We start from the raw sequence: 16,102 nt of genomic DNA on the forward strand, positions 1-16,102 counted from the left end.
TATTAATTTGGCAAGGAGGGTTGTCCATGTTTGCCCTAAATACTTGGCTGCAAAAAGCCCAGACCCTGCTCTATCCTTCCTCTATCCCATGCCTTATTTGCGGAAAAAATAGCAGGCTTTCATCCGGACTGCCTGGAGTTTGTATGAACTGCGAAGCCAGCATCCCGTGGATTCGCAGTCCGCGCTGCTCCAAATGCGGCCGTCACGTCGGCTGTCCCGACTGCAGCCGAAGCAGTGAGCCTGGACCAATCGTGTGCAACCGCAGCTCAGTAGCTTATACAAGCGTGATGCGCGAAACTTTAGGCCAGTATAAATACCGTGGAAACGAAAGGCTCGCTCCGCTGCTAGGCCTGATGCTGGACAGAGCGTATGCCATACTCCAAAAGGAACGAGCAAAGGCAGGCCACAACGCCCATTCTTTGCAACTCCCTTCCTTCTTGTCCAGCCGTTCAGGCCAACGTGGTTCCTCCGTCAGCTTGTGGCAAGCTGATCTGCTGGTCCCGGTACCCGTGAGTGACTCCCGGCTTGCGGAGCGCGGCTTCAATCAGGCGGAGCGGCTTGCAGACGTTCTGTCGATGCGCAGGGGAATTCCGCAGCTTCCGCTGCTGATTCGCACTCACCATACTGGTAAGCAAAGCTTCAAAAGCCGGGCCGAACGGCTAAATGATATGAAGCACGCTTTTGCCGCCAATCCAGACCCTTCGGTAAGGAAGCTATTTGCGGAACGGCTGGATTCCATCGGACCGCAGATACCAGCTCGCCCGCTGCAAATCATCATTATTGATGACATTTATACCACGGGAAGTACAATCCGTGCCTGCGCAGAGTCGCTTAATCTGTTGACTGGCAGCTTTGGTTGCCTAGCAGAAATATATAGCCTGACCTGGGCCCGTTCGTAATGAGTTATGTTAAATCACTGTTAATACTATTTTTGTTATGAAAATATAATCAAAGGGATTTTATAGCCGATACTAATCATAGACGAAGTTCTTACAATCATGTAATCTAGGATCATAAGATGTCTATATGCTGCACACACTGTATGGAAGGGAGCCGCTGCTGAAAATGAACCTTGATAATTGTCCAAGATGCGGCCGGTTATATGTCAAGAATATTATGGACCTGTGCCAGCCCTGCATTAAGGAATTGGAACATCAATATGAAATATGTGTAAACTATTTACGTGAGAACAGAGGCACGAATATTCAGGAGTTGTCCGATGCGACGGAAATTTCGATTAAGGAAATTACTCGTTTTATTCGCGAAGGCCGGATCTCTATAGCAAATGCGCCTAATATGATGTACCCCTGCGAAGTATGTGGAACCTTGATCCGGGAAGGGCCTATGTGTGAAAGCTGCCGCAGCCGGCTGCGGAAGGATTTTTCAAACGCGGTCAAGGAAGTTGCAGCGGCGGACACTCCCAAAAAGCCGGGAGAAGGCGCCTATCGGGCCGTCGATAAGCTCCGCGAATAATTAAATCAGCAAAAAAACGTTTCCAGCTATAAAAAATGTTTCAAAACTGGCCGATAAACTTAGTAAAGATTATCGGCTTTTTTATATTAGAAGGAAGGTGAAGTAATGAAAATTAACGAGACCGGACGGATTAATCCCATTAATCCATATCAACGCAGTGCGGAATCGCAAAGACAGGAACAAATGAAGAAGAGTTCACGCAAGGATGAGGTTTCGATTTCGGATGAAGCCATTAAACTTCTGCAGGCTCAGAAGAGCGGACAGATTGATGCTGAACGTTCCAGCAAGATTGAGAGCTTGAAACAGCAGGTTTCCGCAGGTACTTACCAAGTTGACGCAGCCAAACTCGCAGACACACTCGCCCCTTACTTTAAGCAATCCTCCGAGAATTAGGTGAAGACACCCATGCCATTGACAACATTGATCGAATTGCTTGAGCGGCTGGACGAAGCGCATATTGAAATGCTGGATCTGGCCGCTTTTAAGAAACAGACCATTATAGATAACAAGGTAGATAATCTTATCGACATCATGAACCGGGAGTCCAAGCTTATGAAGCAGGTCGGTCAGCTTGAGGAGAAACGTGCCGAGGCTGCGTATGCTTTTCTGCAGGGGGTTGGAATACGCTCCAACTTGAATCTGACCCTCACAGAGCTGTCCCGTCTTGTATTTGACCCAGAAGACAAATCGCGGCTGGTGCACATTCAGCAGAAGCTTTCAGGCACGCTGCACCGCTTGAAAGAGGCCAATGAGCTGAACCAGAAGCTGATAGAGCAGTCGCTTACCTTTATAGATTATTCCCTGGATTTGCTCGTCGGAAGGCCGAACCAGGATATTACCTATCATCATCCGTCCGACAAGGGAAGCAGCGCCGCTCGGCCGGGTCTTTTTGACGCCCGCGGATAATCTTATCTTTCTCGCAGGCCGCTTTCCCGGAGCAATCACAAGGGAGGAACAAGTAGCATGACATCTACATTTCACTCAATAGAGACGGCAAGACGAAGCCTGTTTACACAGACTGCTGCACTCAACACAACCGGACACAATATCGCCAACGCCAATACAGAAGGCTATACCCGCCAGCGTGTCAACATGAAGGCTGCTTCGCCTATTGAGGCATATGGCTTCAGCAACTCTACAGCTCCAGGTCAGTTGGGGACCGGGGTGGAGTTCACCTCTATCGAACGGATTCGTGAGATGTTTCTGGATGATCAGTACCGTGGGGAGAGTTCTGCCAGCGGTAACTGGACCATCCAATCGGATACACTGGACAAGCTCGAAGCGATTGTAAATGAGCCGTCGGATACAGGGATTCGAACCGTACTTGATAACTTTTGGAAGTCCTGGTCAGACCTTAGTAAGAACCCGGATGACCCTACCGCCCGCAAAATTGTAGTGCAAACTACGAAGTCTCTTACGGATGCTATGAATTATATGAGCACTCAATTAAATAATTTGGATAAAGACCTCACAACTAACATAGATGTTAAAGGGACAGAGGCTCAGGGTTATCTGAAATCCATCGCCGATTTAAACTCATCCATCGCCAAGATCGAGGGAATGGGGGATCGTGCCAACGATTTACGGGATCAGCGTGACCTGATGACAGACAAACTGTCCAAGATTGCCAATATCACGGTGTTGGATACGGATGCGGGCTATAATATTTCCCTGGGGTCGCAGCAGCTTGTACAAGGGGCGGCTGTTACTGCAACGGTAGACAGTGCCTTTCTGAATACCGCTTATGCCTCTGGAGATCTGAAGGCGGGGGAAGCCTATGGAATGATCTTCTCCAGCAAAAACTATGTTGCTGATTACAAGAAGCAACTGGATACTATGGCTAATACGATTGCTACGGGTGAGGTTCAGGTTACGATTCCGGCAGGCTCTACTCTTCCCGCAGGCACTACAGTCCTCAAGGATTCGGAAATTATTAATACGGATGGTACGAAGACCCAGCTCCTTGCAGGTTCTGCCGTTCCCATCCCGCTGACGGGTGATCTTAAGACAACAGTAAAAGGTCTAAATGGTCTACATAAGTTAGGCTATGCATTGGACGGCAGTTCAGGTCGGGATTTCTTTACATCTTCCGTTGCAGGAGAAGCGATTACTGCCAGCAATATTAGAATTAACCCGTCGATCGCTGATGACCCTACTCTCTTTGCTACCGCTCTACGTGCAGAAACAGATAGTTCCGGTAAGGTCACTGTGATCAAGGGAAACAACACCTTGGCACTGATGTTCGGTAATTTAAAGGATAATAACACCTTCACTACACCGGATGGCTCCAAGACAGGCACTGTTGGGTCTTATCTCAGCTCCATGGTAGGCCAGCTTGGGATTCAATCCCAAGAAGCTACCCGTCAGACTAGCAATGCAGATTATCTGGTGAAGCAAGTGGATTCCCGCCGCCAATCGGTGAGTGGCGTATCCCTCGATGAAGAAATGTCGAATATGCTGGTGTTTCAGCATGCTTACAGTGCCGCAGCACGGTTTATGACCACTTATGACGAGATGCTTGATAAACTGATTAATTCTACCGGCACTGTCGGCAGATAAAGGAGGAATAGTAGATGTTGAGGGTAACCTCCAATATGATGAGCTCACAGTTGCTGCTTAACCTGAACCGTAATGCACGTACTATGAACGATACACAGCTACAACTGTCCACCGGACGCAAGATCAATAAGCCTTCGGATGATCCGGTTGGTATTACGTATTCCCTGCGTTATCGGGCGGAGCTTTCATCAAATGAGCAGTATACAAGGAATGTAGACAGCTCGCTTTCTTGGCTGGACTATAACGATACAGTGCTGGGACAGGCAGGAGATGTAGTTCAACGTCTGCGTGAATTAACCGTCCAGGCTTCTACAGGCAGTAATCCGCAGTCCGCTTTGGACAGCATTAATGAAGAAGTAATGCAGCTCAAACAACAGTTGGTCGATATTTCCAATAGCAAGCTTAACGGCAAATATATTTTTAACGGTGAGAAATATGACTCCAAACCTTATGATTTTGCCATAGGGGTTGATGGTACATATGATACATCCAAAGCTATTACCACGGACCCCGGAGAGATTCAATATATTGTAGGCGAAGGGGTACAGATGCCAATCAATATGACCGGGAATGATGTTTTTGGCAAAACAGGTGATGCGGATAATCTATTCACCATCATTAATAATATTTCTGCAGGTTTGAAATCCGGCAACATTACTGCAGTATCCAAAGAGCTGGATAATATTGACACACGAACTGAGACGATTCTATCAGCTCGTTCTGAGATAGGTGCCAAAACTAACCGGGTGGAATTAATGCAGGGCCGTCTGAGTGATTTGAATACGAATCTGACCGATCTCCAGGCCAAGACAGAGGATGCCGATTACGAAGGACTGATTATGAAGTCCAAGATACAAGAAAATATCTATAATGCCTCCCTGTCCGTGGGAGCCAAGATTATTTCTGCAACTCTAGTGGACTTCATCAGATAATGGAGGTGGTGCTCGATGTTGCAGTCTATCCTGCAAATTCGACAGACACCGGCATTGCTTGGCATTGACGCTGATCCGGGTACATACTCCATTACCCAGCCTAAGGCTGAAGTTAATATCACGACCAATCCTGGAGAGTTAAATGTACACTCAACACGCCCGGAGCTTACGATAGACCAATCTGCTGCTCGGGCGGCCTATTATGGCGGCAGCATGATCGATATGAACAAGAGAATTTATTCCGGTATTCAGCAGCTATATCTTCAGAATTTGGCGCGAAAGGTTGAACAAGGAAACCGGATGGCCGAGTTTTACAAACCTGGCAATACCATTGAAGAGGTCTATGGTACAGATACGGAGCCTAATTCTTTCCCTGAGATTCGTGGCCCGGCGTCCTATGACAATGTGGACATTCATTTTGAGACGAGGGCTCCTGAGATCAGCTTCCGGCCGGCGCAGGTTGATATTCAGGTGGTAAGGCACCGTCCAGAGATTGAGTATACACGCGGAAAGTTAAATATCTATATGCAGCAGTACGCCTCCGTGAAGTTTATACCACCGGAAGTAAATGTTCAAATGTAGCTATTGTAAGCTATAGATGTGCGTAATGCGCCTCTATAGCTTTTGTGTTATCAAAGAGAATACTATCTATTGAAATAAGTTTTGCTTAATGCAGAACTTCTAAGGAGTGAACAACTTGATTATAGAAACGCTGTCTTGGGGAAAACTTGAGGTAGGAGAAGAGCAGATTTTTCACTTATCCAAGGGATTGCCTGGGTTTGATGATGAAACTGATTTTGCCTTGATTCCCATGGCGGAGACACCGTTTTGGGTCCTCCAGTCCGTAAAAGATAAGGGCTTGTCTTTTTTACTTGGTGATCCTTTTGCTTTTTACCCAACCTTTGAATTTGAGCTTCCGGATGATGAAGCGGAGGAGTTGGAGATCGTTACAGATGTAGTGGTACGCTGCATTATCACTCTTAAGGAACAAGCTGAACAGTCAACCATTAATCTCCTCGCTCCTATTGTACTTAATCCTAGCACCCGATCCGGTAAGCAAATTGTTTTGCACCGGTCTCCTTATCATACTAAGCATAGCTTGCTGCAGGAGCAGCCAGTTATTGACGGAAAGGATGGTGGATGAAATGCTCGTGCTTTCCCGTAAGAAAGGGGAGTCCATCGTCATCCAGGACCAGATAGAACTCACTATCTTGAGTGTGGATGGAGACACCGTCAAGATAGGCATCTCAGCGCCGAAGCATGTCGATATTTTCCGTAAAGAGGTATACCTCTCAATACAGGAAGCCAACCGTGAATCGGCTGCTCCGCAACAATCTGATTTAAATGCACTGATTCACCGTTTGCGTGGTCCGAATTAATAACTTATCTAAAACGATCGAGCAAATTAGCTATGGTGGTGGTGTTGACTGCTGCATGGTTTTTGTAGTTCATTATGGGAGTGAAAGATTCCTTTGCTGCAACAGGCTGCGTTCCTTTATTGAGGAGGCGGCTTGTTTTCGTTTTCAATAAAAAATAAAAAATATTCAAATCACTCTAAATAGTTCGGGAGTCCTTGTCGATATATAGTTTAGACGCTGATCCGGCAGGGCGGCCGACCTTAATGGTTTGGCGTTTACCACATGGATGTGGAACTAACTTAATTTCAGGGAGGAAATATCAAATGATTATTAACCACAATATCGCGGCGTTGAATACTCACCGCCAATTGTCCATCAACACAGCTAACACTAACAAAAATATTGAGAAGCTGTCTTCCGGTCTTCGCATCAACCGTGCTGGTGATGATGCTGCTGGTCTGGCAATCTCCGAAAAAATGCGCGGTCAGATCCGCGGTCTGGATCAAGCTTCCCGTAATGCTCAAGACGGTATCTCCTTGATTCAAACAGCTGAAGGTGCACTGAACGAAACTCACAGCATTCTGCAACGTCAACGCGAAATCGCTAACCAATCCGCTAACGGAACTAACACTGATTCCGACCGTCAAGCTCTGCAAGACGAAATGAACCAGCTGACTTCCGAAATCAACCGTATCGGTAACACTACTGAGTTCAACACTCAGAAATTGCTGCAAGGTGATGGGAAAACGAACCTTGTTGGTTCAGGTGTAGTTAACGGGGCGAACTTAGCTTCTGGGGCAGACAAGTTAACTGTTGAAGCTACGCAAACTACTACTTTAGCACTTGCTACTGGGAAGAATGTTGCTGCTGGAGATAAGCTTGCTGTTACATTGAATGGCCAAACATTAACTGTTAATTTCCAAGCAAAAGATTCAAATGGTGTAGGTAAAGATGGAATTGCATATAATGTTACAGATACTACTGCTTCTGTTGCATCAAACGAGGTAGCTGATGATGTAAACACTTCCGCAGCAGGTGCAAGAGAAGCACTTCAAAAAATGATTGATTCTAATGAAGTATTAAAAGGAAATTATACTGTAAGTGGAGCTAACGGCGATATTACAATTACAGCTGTTAAAGGTGGGGCATTTGAAGGTGCTGCTGGTAATATTGGAGCTTCTACAGTAACAAGTACCGATTTGGGTAAGGGTGCTACTGGCGTAGCTAATGTCGGTACAACAACTGCTGCAATCAAAGCAAACGCTAGTATTGATTTCGCAAGTGTTAATACTGACACAGCACTCAAAGGTCTTGTAGGCAAAGGATTCACTATCGGGGACCAACAAATTGAGTTCTACAATGCTAGTGAAGGTGCTTATAAAGGTAATGGTATTGGTGTAGCAATTGATACTGCATTAGCTGAAGCAACCAACAAAAATCAAATTCTTGCTAAAGCAATCGCTGATACTGTTAGTAATAAAATTGAAGGAGTCACTGTTACTGCAACATCAGGAGCTACTGCAATCACTATTACTGCTGTAAAAGGCGGCGAAGAAGGAAATAATATTGCATTCAAAGATGGCGGAGTGCAAAAAGACTTCGCAACCACTTTCCAAATCGGTGCTAACTCTGGTCAATCCATGAGCTTGTCCATTGGTGACATGCGAGCTAAAGCTCTGGGTATCACTGGTAAAGCTGGAGACGTTGGCTTCACTAAAACTAATACGGTAACTAACGGAACTAACGATGTTAAGGGCGAAGCTGCTCTGAACATTGCCACTAAAGACGGTGCTGCTGCTGCTCTCGATGTTCTGGATAAGGCTACTGCCTCTGTATCTAGCGAACGTTCCAAACTAGGTGCTGTGCAAAACCGTCTGGAGCACACTATCAACAACTTGGGAACAGCTTCTGAGAACCTGACTGCTGCTGAATCCCGTATCCGTGACGTTGACATGGCTAAAGAAATGATGGAACAAACAAAGAACAACATCCTTGCTCAAGCTGCGCAAGCTATGTTGGCGACAGCTAACCAACAGCCGCAAGGCGTTCTGCAATTGCTTCGTTAATTTTATCTCGCTTTACTCAAGGCTCTGGGGAATCCCGGGGCCTTTTTTCTTTTTTTCTCTTGACTTGAACAAAGTCCTAAATTATCCCTGAAACAAACCGATATATACAATATAAAACAAGTTTTGTTGGAGGTCGGGGTTAATGAATGTACAGTTTTCGCTTTCTGCAAGTACTGTATCGGGTGGGCAGAGCAGACCTGAAGTTGCGACCAGCAAAGAATCGGTGACACCCGCAAGTCAAGTATCCGCTATACGTGATACCAAGGACATGAGCTTGAAGGAGATGCAAGGTGTCAACGTGTCTGTTGCCGAGGAGCAACTCATCCGTACTATCGAACGGGCAGTGAAGTCACTACAGGGACCCCAGACCACGCTGGAGATCAGCATCCATGAGAAGACACATGATATTATGGTTAAGGTACTCAATAAGGATACAGGTGAACTTATTCGCGAGGTCCCCCCAGAGAAAACTCTGGATTTGGTAGCTAAAATGATGGAAATTGCTGGTATACTCGTAGACGAGAAAATCTAACTTAGGAGGTGCTGTTTTGGTTACACGTGTAAATGGATTTTCAGGTATGGATATTGATAGTATGGTTAAGAGTATGATGGCTGCCAAACGTGTTCCACTGGATACTCTGAATCAGAATAAGCAGATCCTGAACTGGACGCGGGACGGGTACCGGGAGTTAAATAGCAAGCTTTATGATTTTCGCCAGAATAAATTAATATCAACCACCAAATATGGTGGAAGCGCTGCGCTTAACGCTAATAAGGCAGTTGTAACGGGAAATACAGATGCAGTAAAAGCTGAGGCACAGGATAATGCCGCTGGGATAGATATGAAGGTGAGTGTCACCCAGTTGGCTACCCGGACATCGCTGACGATGAAGGATGGATTAGGTCAAGGTGTATCCAACTCCACTTCACTCGCTAAGCTTGACGGTGTGGATTTATCTCTTCTTTCAGATGAGAGCAGAACCGAATATCTTAAAAAAGGGTTTGACGTCTCTATCAATGGTGAGAATTTCAAGGACGCGGATGGAAATTCACTGTTTAACGGCCTAACCTCTATATCGACTATGGTGTCAACGATTAACTCGAATGCTAAGGCTAACGCTATCGCAAGTTATGATGAGCTCACCGGAAAACTAACCATTGCTTCTAAAACCAGCGGTGATCCCAAGCTCGCAATGGCTGACTACGATTCCAAAAAAGACTTAGCTATCGGTAGCGGAAGTACCTTGCTGGGACTATTTAACAAAAAAACAGTAACCGAGGTTGAAACGAATGGTCCAGGTATTATGGATGGCACCAAATCATTGGCCTTTCTCCATAATGCACTTAATGGGACAAAAATAGAAGATGCAGAGAAGTTAACCTATAAATTCAGTGTGAATAATAAGTCGTTCTCTTTTGACGCAAAGATGACTATAGATGAAATGGTGACCAAAATAAATGATGAGACGGCTACAACAGGAGTGCAGGCGGAATTTACCGGCGGGAAATTAAAACTGTCGGCAGCATCTGGCGAAGTGAAGCTAGGGGGGGATGCTTACGATCTCCTGAAGCTGTTCAAGGGAGTAAAGTCTGCAGTATCAGCCCCTAGTGATTTTGATCCAAAAAAAGCTGGGCAGGATGCTAAGGTCAACATTAATGGTGTAGATCTGAAAGATACCAGTAGTAATGTTATTACTATTAATGGTGTTCAACTTACTCTGCTTGAAACGACGAACAAAAGCGGAACTGACGTTCCGTTCACTATTAAAACACAAACCGATCCTGATAAAGCTATAGAGACAATAAATTCTTTTGTAGATGACTACAATGAACTGATTAAGACGTTGAATGCGAAGGTTGACGAAATCAAGTATCGTGACTTCAAGCCGTTAACGGATGATCAAAAGAAAGCAATGACGGATGATGACATTAAGACTTGGACGGAGAAAGCGAAAAGTGGTCTATTCAAGAATAATGATATAGTAAACTCAGTTTTGGCAGAGATGCGAAGTGTTATTTCTGAGAAGTTAGGGTCACTCAGTACTCTGGGAATCACTACAGGGAATTATCTGGAGAACGGTAAGCTGGTAGTTAATCAGCAGAAACTCAAGGATGCAATTGACGCCAACCCGCAGCTCGCAAAGGATTTATTTCAAGGTCCAGCAAATGCTCCGAAAGAGGGGATTTTTGATAAGTTAGCAGATAAGGTCTCGAGTGCACTGGACAAAATTTCTGAACGTGCAGGTACTAATAAATACTCTATGGACCTGAGCAGCAGCTTTAAATCGGAAAGCGTTATGGGCAAGAAACTTAAAGAATACGACAATAAGATCTATCTCATGCAGAAAAACTTGGATGCAGCCGAAAATCGTTACTATAAGCAATTCACAGCCATGGAGACAGCCATGAATAAGATGCAATCACAGACTTCGAAGCTGTTTCAATAGGCATAATAATTCAAACTAGAGGGTGAGATTATTGCTTACATCTCCTTACGAGAAATACCGACAGTCTTCTGTCCAGACTTCAACACCGGCCCAGTTGCTTATCATGTTATATGATGGAGCAATTCGTTTTGCCCGGGCAGGAATAGATGGATTAAATAAACAGGATTACGAGAAAACAAACCTTAATTTGGGTAAAGCTCAGACGATTGTGAGCGAGCTAATGAGCACACTAGATCAATCCTATGAAATTTCCAAAGGTCTATATTCATTATATGAGTATATGAATTTCTTGCTGGTTGAAGCTAATATCCGTAAAAGTGTAGATAAAGCGGAAGAGGCCGTAGGCTACCTTACAGAACTCCGGGAAACCTGGCTCCAAGCCTCTAAGCTTGCGGCGAGCCAGACTGAGATTGCGAATGGATGAACTTATTCTCAATCTGGATCAGCTCACCCTGGGGATGATGCGTAAGCTCAAGGAAGCTAACTATGAAGAGCTTGAAGCCTTTGTAGAGGAACGGCAGAAACTTGTCGATGCCATTGCAGAAAAAGTCGCTTTTAGTCCGTCGACCCCTGCACAAAAACGGGAAATTAATCGAATCCTGGAGAATGACAATGCGCTGCTTGACCGGATGAATGAGCTGCGGCTTGAGGCCCAAGGCTGGTTGCAGAAGCGTGGTCAAGCCAAGGTACAGCGTAATGCATACGAAGCAGGTTATTCACCGGACAGCATCCTCATGGACCGCCGAAAATAATAATTTCCAATTGTTTCATCTCAGGAGCTGCGGGGTATTAATTACCGTCTGCTCCTTTTTTAATTCGGATATCGCCAGTTGCAATTTATCATAAATTATGGATGGTAAAAAATTGAAAGAAAACATTTACTATTCCAATTGACAATAGAGAAGCAGCGGTGGTATAGTCGAATTGTGAGCAGGACTCACGTTCATCTGATGACGAAGGGAATGTTTAGTCAATGGAAGGTAAAGTAAAATGGTTTAACGCAGAAAAAGGTTATGGTTTCATTGAAACTGCCGATGGTGGCGATGTATTCGTACACTTCTCCGCGATTCAAACTGACGGTTTCAAGACTTTGGATGAAGGCCAATCCGTAGAGTTCGATATCGTTGAAGGCGCACGCGGACCACAAGCAGCTAACGTCATCAAATTATAATCATCCGGCGCAGCCGACCTACATATATGGTAGATGGTTAGCAATTGAGACAACGCTAGCGCGGACTTTGGGATCTTCCCAAGGTCCTTTTTTTGTTGTGTGGGTATTGGTGAAGGTCCGGTTAGAGGAGGCAAGCTGCTTTTGTCAGGCCATTATGTATACTTTGTGGACAGGGGTAACACCTTTTGTTAGCTAAATGTAAAGGCTGTCATGATTTGTTTTTTACTTGGCCCTGACAATTTGGTATAATGAACGTGTAAACAAAGGAGGAGTGCCCATGCAATTCAGCATTCGAGGTCAACAAATTGAAGTGACCGACGCTTTGAGAGATTATGTTGATAAGAAGCTCAGCAGACTTGAGAAGTATTTCGATGCACCCCCTACCTCAGAAGGATATGTGACGCTTGGCGTTGTTCGCGGCCTTCATACGGTGGAAGTTACAATCCCGCTGGCTGGTGTGACGCTTCGTGCGGAAGACCGCAGTGATGATATGTATGCATCCATTGATGCTGTAGTGGACAAGCTGGAACGCCAGATTCGTAAACACAAGACCAAACTGAATCGTAAGTTCCGCCAGGAAGGAAGTCTGAAGACGCTCTTTGTGGAAGGAGTGCCTAGCAGCGTTGCTGTGGAGGAACAGGATTACGATGATTTGGAGGTTGTGCGGAACAAGCGCTTCACCTTGAAGCCTATGGATGTGGAAGAAGCGATCCTGCAAATGAACATGGTTGGACACAGTTTCTTCGTGTTCTCCAACATTGATACTTCTGAAGTAAGCGTTGTTTACAAACGCAATGACGGCAAATATGGTCTGATCGAACAAGACTAGGTCTGGTAACAGGCTAGACATGTGAGGACAATTTGCGTCAGATTGACGTAGAAAATTAACCGAGCCCCTATTCGCTTGATGCGAATAGGGCTCTTGTACGTATATAATTGTGTAAGTAATGTGCAAATAATGAAACAAACGTCGTTGTATCCTTTTCAAACGGCAATTTGGAAAATAAGGTTACTGGTGCTTGTGTTGCGGCTTCTCTTACAAACTGTTACAATTTATGAAGCAGCGGAATCGAAATCATATATGGCCCTTTCAATAAATAGTGAGGATGGGCTCGATTCCACCATCTGTGTTGCATGAAAGGGGTTAACCATGCTAGGACTTGTAAAAAAAATATTCGGAGATACCAACGAACGGGACGTCAAACGTCTCATGAAGACGGTCGAAGTAATTAATGGATTGGAGCCGGATTTCGTGTCGCTTTCGGATGAAGCGCTGAAGGCTAAGACCGAAGAGTTCCGTGCCCGTATTGAGAAAGGCGAGACCCTGGAAGAGATTCTTCCTGAGGCATTTGCTACCGTACGCGAAGCTTCCAAACGGACGCTGGGCATGCGGCATTTTGACGTTCAATTGGTTGGAGGCATGGCGCTGCATGAAGGCCGGATCTCCGAGATGAAGACAGGTGAAGGGAAGACACTGGTAGGTACACTGCCGGTCTATCTGAACGCACTCCTTAGCAAAGGCGTGCATGTCGTAACGGTCAATGACTATCTGGCTCAGCGCGACAGTGCACAAATGGGACAAATCTATAACTTTCTGGGCATGACGGTTGGGGTGAACCTGAGCGGCATGGACCATGCTGATAAACAAGAAGCTTATGCCTGCGATATTACGTATGGCACGAACAATGAATTTGGTTTTGACTATCTGCGCGACAACATGGTGCTCTACAAGGAGCAGATGGTACAGCGTCCGCTCTATTTTTGTATAATTGATGAAGTGGACTCCATTCTGATTGATGAAGCACGGACTCCTCTTATTATTTCCGGACAAGCAGAAAAATCGACAGAGATGTACTATGCGGCAGACCGCTTCGTGAAGAAGCTGACTGCTGAAGAGGATTACACGGTTGATATAAAAGTGAAATCCGTTGCTCTGACCGAAAAGGGTGTGGCTACGGCTGAACGCGCTTTTGGAATTGAGAACCTGTATGATCACAGTCATGTAACCCTGAACCATCATATTGTACAAGCGCTCAAGGCTAATGTAATTATGCGCCGTGACGTAGACTATGTAGTGAATGAGGACGAGGTTGTGATCGTCGATGAATTCACAGGCCGTCTGATGGCTGGACGCCGTTACAGTGACGGTTTGCACCAGGCTATTGAAGCTAAGGAAGAAATTCAGGTGCAGAATGAAAGCATGACGCTTGCTACAATCACATTCCAGAACTACTTCCGTATGTACCGTAAGCTGGGTGGTATGACCGGTACTGCGAAGACGGAAGAAGAAGAGTTCAAGAAAATTTATGGCTTGGAAGTACTGCAGGTGCCAACCAATAAGCCTAACCAGCGTGAGGATATGCCGGACGTTGTGTACAAAAGCGAAAACGGCAAGTTCAACGCGGTTGTAGCGGAAATTGTGGAACGCCACAAAAAGAACCAACCTGTCCTGGTAGGTACCGTATCTATTGAGAATTCTGAACGTGTATCCGAGATGCTGAAACGCAAAGGTGTCAAACATCAGGTGCTGAATGCCAAGCACCATGCGGCAGAAGCGGAGATTATCACCCATGCCGGTCAACCGGGCACAGTAACCATTGCAACGAATATGGCTGGCCGCGGTACGGATATTGTGCTAGGTGAAGGTGTGACGGATCTCGGCGGTCTGCATATCATTGGTACAGAACGTCATGAATCGCGTCGGATTGATAACCAGTTGCGCGGACGCGCGGGACGTCAAGGTGACCCGGGTTCTACTCAGTTCTATCTGTCGCTCGGCGATGAGCTGATGAAGCGTTTTGGTGCGGACAACGTGCTGAACATGATGGACCGTCTTGGTTTTGAAGAGGATCAGCCTATTGAGAGCCGGATGATTACCCGTGCGGTTGAATCAGCCCAAAAACGCGTCGAAGGCAACAACTTCGATATCCGTAAGGTTGTATTGCAATATGATGACGTGATGAATCAGCAGCGTGAGATTATCTACAAACAGCGCCGCGAGATTCTGGAGTCTGACAATATCAAAGACATTGTAGTTGAAATGATTAAGCCGGTTATTGACCGTATCGTTCATGCCCACTGCAGTGATGACATTCCCGAAAACTGGGAGCTGCAAGAGGTTGCTGATTATGTGAACAGCAAGCTTTTGGAGGAAGGCCAGTTGACCCGCGATGATCTGTGGGGCAAGGAAGTTGAAGAGATCATCGAATTCATCTTTGACCGTGTGCTGGAGAAATATGCAGCCCGTGAAGAACGCCTTGGCTCAGAGCTGGTGCGGGAATTCGAAAAGGTTATTGTGCTTCGCTCCGTAGACAGCAAATGGATGGATCATATTGACGCGATGGATCAGCTCCGCCAAGGGATTCACCTGCGCGCATACGGCGGTACCGACCCGCTTCGTGAATATCAATTTGAAGGCTTTGAAATGTTCAATGAGATGACTGCTACCATTCAGGAAGAAGTCGCGACCTATATTATGAAGGCTCATATTGAGACCAATCAGGAGCGGCAATCCGTAGTGGAAGAAGACAAAATCTCCACAAACGGTGAGCCTGCCGAGAAACGTCCGGTACACGTCGAAGCGACTATTGGCCGTAACGACCCTTGCCCTTGCGGCAGCGGCAAGAAGTACAAGAACTGCCACGGCCAGAACGCCTAAGGCCAGCGGGCCTTTATCTTTTGGCCTTTGACCCTTGGCTTTATTTCCGCCGTAAACGAGTGAGCAGACATTAAACTGCAAAAGCTGTTTACAGCACTGTACTTATGTCTTGTTCAACTGTTCAAGGGTTATAATGACAATAAAAAGCGGCTGGGCCCGGGGGACTCCCCGTTTGCGGCCCGGCCGCTTTTTTGGGTTTTGGGAGTTATGTTGATTCCTAAGCGAAGCGGAAGGCGAAGTTCTTGAAACCTGGATTCAGGTGGAAGTAACGGAGGGGAAGTTTGGAACTGGAGGAGCGGAGCGTCCGCCTTTGTATTCAGATGTTATCCGCTATGCGGTACAATCAAAAAACATCTGAATACAACAGCGGCCGTAAGTCCAAACATTCCCCGCAGTTACGGCTCACACCGAATCAGACTGTTTGAAAGAACTTGCTCT

General features: G+C 45.9%; 17 protein-coding genes. All 17 read left to right on the top strand.

Annotated elements, in window-relative coordinates; genetic code table 11:
* Nucleotides 1-26 precede the first annotated feature (26 nt).
* The 17 genes from B212_RS0129955 to secA all read left to right on the top strand — a co-directional run bounded on the left by B212_RS0129955 (nt 27) and on the right by secA (nt 15,664).
* Nucleotides 27-899 carry a ComF family protein gene (locus B212_RS0129955; RefSeq protein WP_019915054.1) on the top strand — a complete coding sequence of 291 codons (873 nt, stop codon included), beginning with the start codon at nt 27-29 and terminating at the stop codon, nt 897-899.
* A 166-nt stretch (nt 900-1,065) separates the two neighbouring features.
* On the top strand, nt 1,066-1,473 hold the full coding sequence (locus tag B212_RS0129960; RefSeq protein ID WP_028531117.1) for a TIGR03826 family flagellar region protein: 408 nt from the start codon (nt 1,066-1,068) through the stop codon (nt 1,471-1,473).
* Nucleotides 1,474-1,578: 105 nt separating this feature from the next.
* The gene (gene flgM / locus B212_RS0129965) at nt 1,579-1,866 is read left to right on the top strand and encodes a flagellar biosynthesis anti-sigma factor FlgM (RefSeq protein ID WP_019915056.1); all 288 of its coding nucleotides are present in this window, start codon (nt 1,579-1,581) and stop codon (nt 1,864-1,866) included.
* A gap of 12 nt (nt 1,867-1,878) precedes the next feature.
* Nucleotides 1,879-2,379: a flagellar protein FlgN gene (locus tag B212_RS0129970; RefSeq protein WP_019915057.1), complete on the top strand. Its 501-nt coding sequence runs from the start codon at nt 1,879-1,881 to the stop codon at nt 2,377-2,379.
* A 57-nt stretch (nt 2,380-2,436) separates the two neighbouring features.
* Nucleotides 2,437-4,032, top strand: coding sequence for a flagellar hook-associated protein FlgK (gene flgK / locus B212_RS0129975; RefSeq protein ID WP_019915058.1), 1,596 nt, complete (start codon nt 2,437-2,439; stop codon nt 4,030-4,032).
* A 14-nt stretch (nt 4,033-4,046) separates the two neighbouring features.
* The gene (flgL, locus tag B212_RS0129980) at nt 4,047-4,964 is read left to right on the top strand and encodes a flagellar hook-associated protein FlgL (protein ID WP_019915059.1); all 918 of its coding nucleotides are present in this window, start codon (nt 4,047-4,049) and stop codon (nt 4,962-4,964) included.
* A 15-nt stretch (nt 4,965-4,979) separates the two neighbouring features.
* Nucleotides 4,980-5,546 (top strand): DUF6470 family protein, encoded by a 567-nt coding sequence (locus tag B212_RS0129985; protein WP_019915060.1) that lies wholly within the window; start codon nt 4,980-4,982, stop codon nt 5,544-5,546.
* 106 nt (nt 5,547-5,652) lie between these two features.
* Complete coding sequence (fliW, locus tag B212_RS0129990) at nt 5,653-6,108, top strand: flagellar assembly protein FliW (RefSeq protein WP_442950104.1); 456 nt, start codon at nt 5,653-5,655, stop codon at nt 6,106-6,108.
* Nucleotide 6,109: 1 nt separating this feature from the next.
* Entirely contained in the window at nt 6,110-6,343 is a 234-nt protein-coding gene (gene csrA, locus B212_RS0129995; protein WP_028531118.1) for a carbon storage regulator CsrA, read from the top strand.
* 302 nt (nt 6,344-6,645) lie between these two features.
* Nucleotides 6,646-8,388 (top strand): flagellin N-terminal helical domain-containing protein, encoded by a 1,743-nt coding sequence (locus B212_RS35780; RefSeq protein ID WP_019915064.1) that lies wholly within the window; start codon nt 6,646-6,648, stop codon nt 8,386-8,388.
* A 142-nt stretch (nt 8,389-8,530) separates the two neighbouring features.
* A complete protein-coding gene (locus B212_RS0130005; RefSeq protein WP_019915065.1) occupies nt 8,531-8,920 on the top strand; it encodes a flagellar protein FlaG in 390 nt (129 codons plus the stop codon).
* Nucleotides 8,921-8,936: 16 nt separating this feature from the next.
* Nucleotides 8,937-10,835: a flagellar filament capping protein FliD gene (gene fliD / locus B212_RS33540; protein WP_019915066.1), complete on the top strand. Its 1,899-nt coding sequence runs from the start codon at nt 8,937-8,939 to the stop codon at nt 10,833-10,835.
* A 31-nt stretch (nt 10,836-10,866) separates the two neighbouring features.
* Entirely contained in the window at nt 10,867-11,259 is a 393-nt protein-coding gene (gene fliS, locus B212_RS0130015) for a flagellar export chaperone FliS (protein ID WP_019915067.1), read from the top strand.
* Nucleotides 11,252-11,587: a flagellar protein FliT gene (locus tag B212_RS0130020; protein WP_019915068.1), complete on the top strand. Its 336-nt coding sequence runs from the start codon at nt 11,252-11,254 to the stop codon at nt 11,585-11,587. The genes fliS and B212_RS0130020 overlap by 8 nt, the downstream gene beginning before the upstream one ends.
* Nucleotides 11,588-11,808: 221 nt before the next feature.
* Nucleotides 11,809-12,006: a cold shock domain-containing protein gene (locus tag B212_RS0130025; RefSeq protein WP_019915069.1), complete on the top strand. Its 198-nt coding sequence runs from the start codon at nt 11,809-11,811 to the stop codon at nt 12,004-12,006.
* Nucleotides 12,007-12,283: 277 nt separating this feature from the next.
* Nucleotides 12,284-12,835, top strand: coding sequence for a ribosome hibernation-promoting factor, HPF/YfiA family (gene hpf / locus B212_RS0130030; RefSeq protein WP_019915070.1), 552 nt, complete (start codon nt 12,284-12,286; stop codon nt 12,833-12,835).
* Between the two features lie 321 nt (nt 12,836-13,156).
* Nucleotides 13,157-15,664 (top strand): preprotein translocase subunit SecA, encoded by a 2,508-nt coding sequence (secA, locus tag B212_RS0130035; RefSeq protein WP_019915071.1) that lies wholly within the window; start codon nt 13,157-13,159, stop codon nt 15,662-15,664.
* Nucleotides 15,665-16,102 lie beyond the last annotated feature (438 nt).

The sequence above is a fragment of the Paenibacillus sp. HW567 genome, from assembly GCF_000374185.1.
Taxonomy (GTDB): domain Bacteria; phylum Bacillota; class Bacilli; order Paenibacillales; family Paenibacillaceae; genus Paenibacillus_AQ.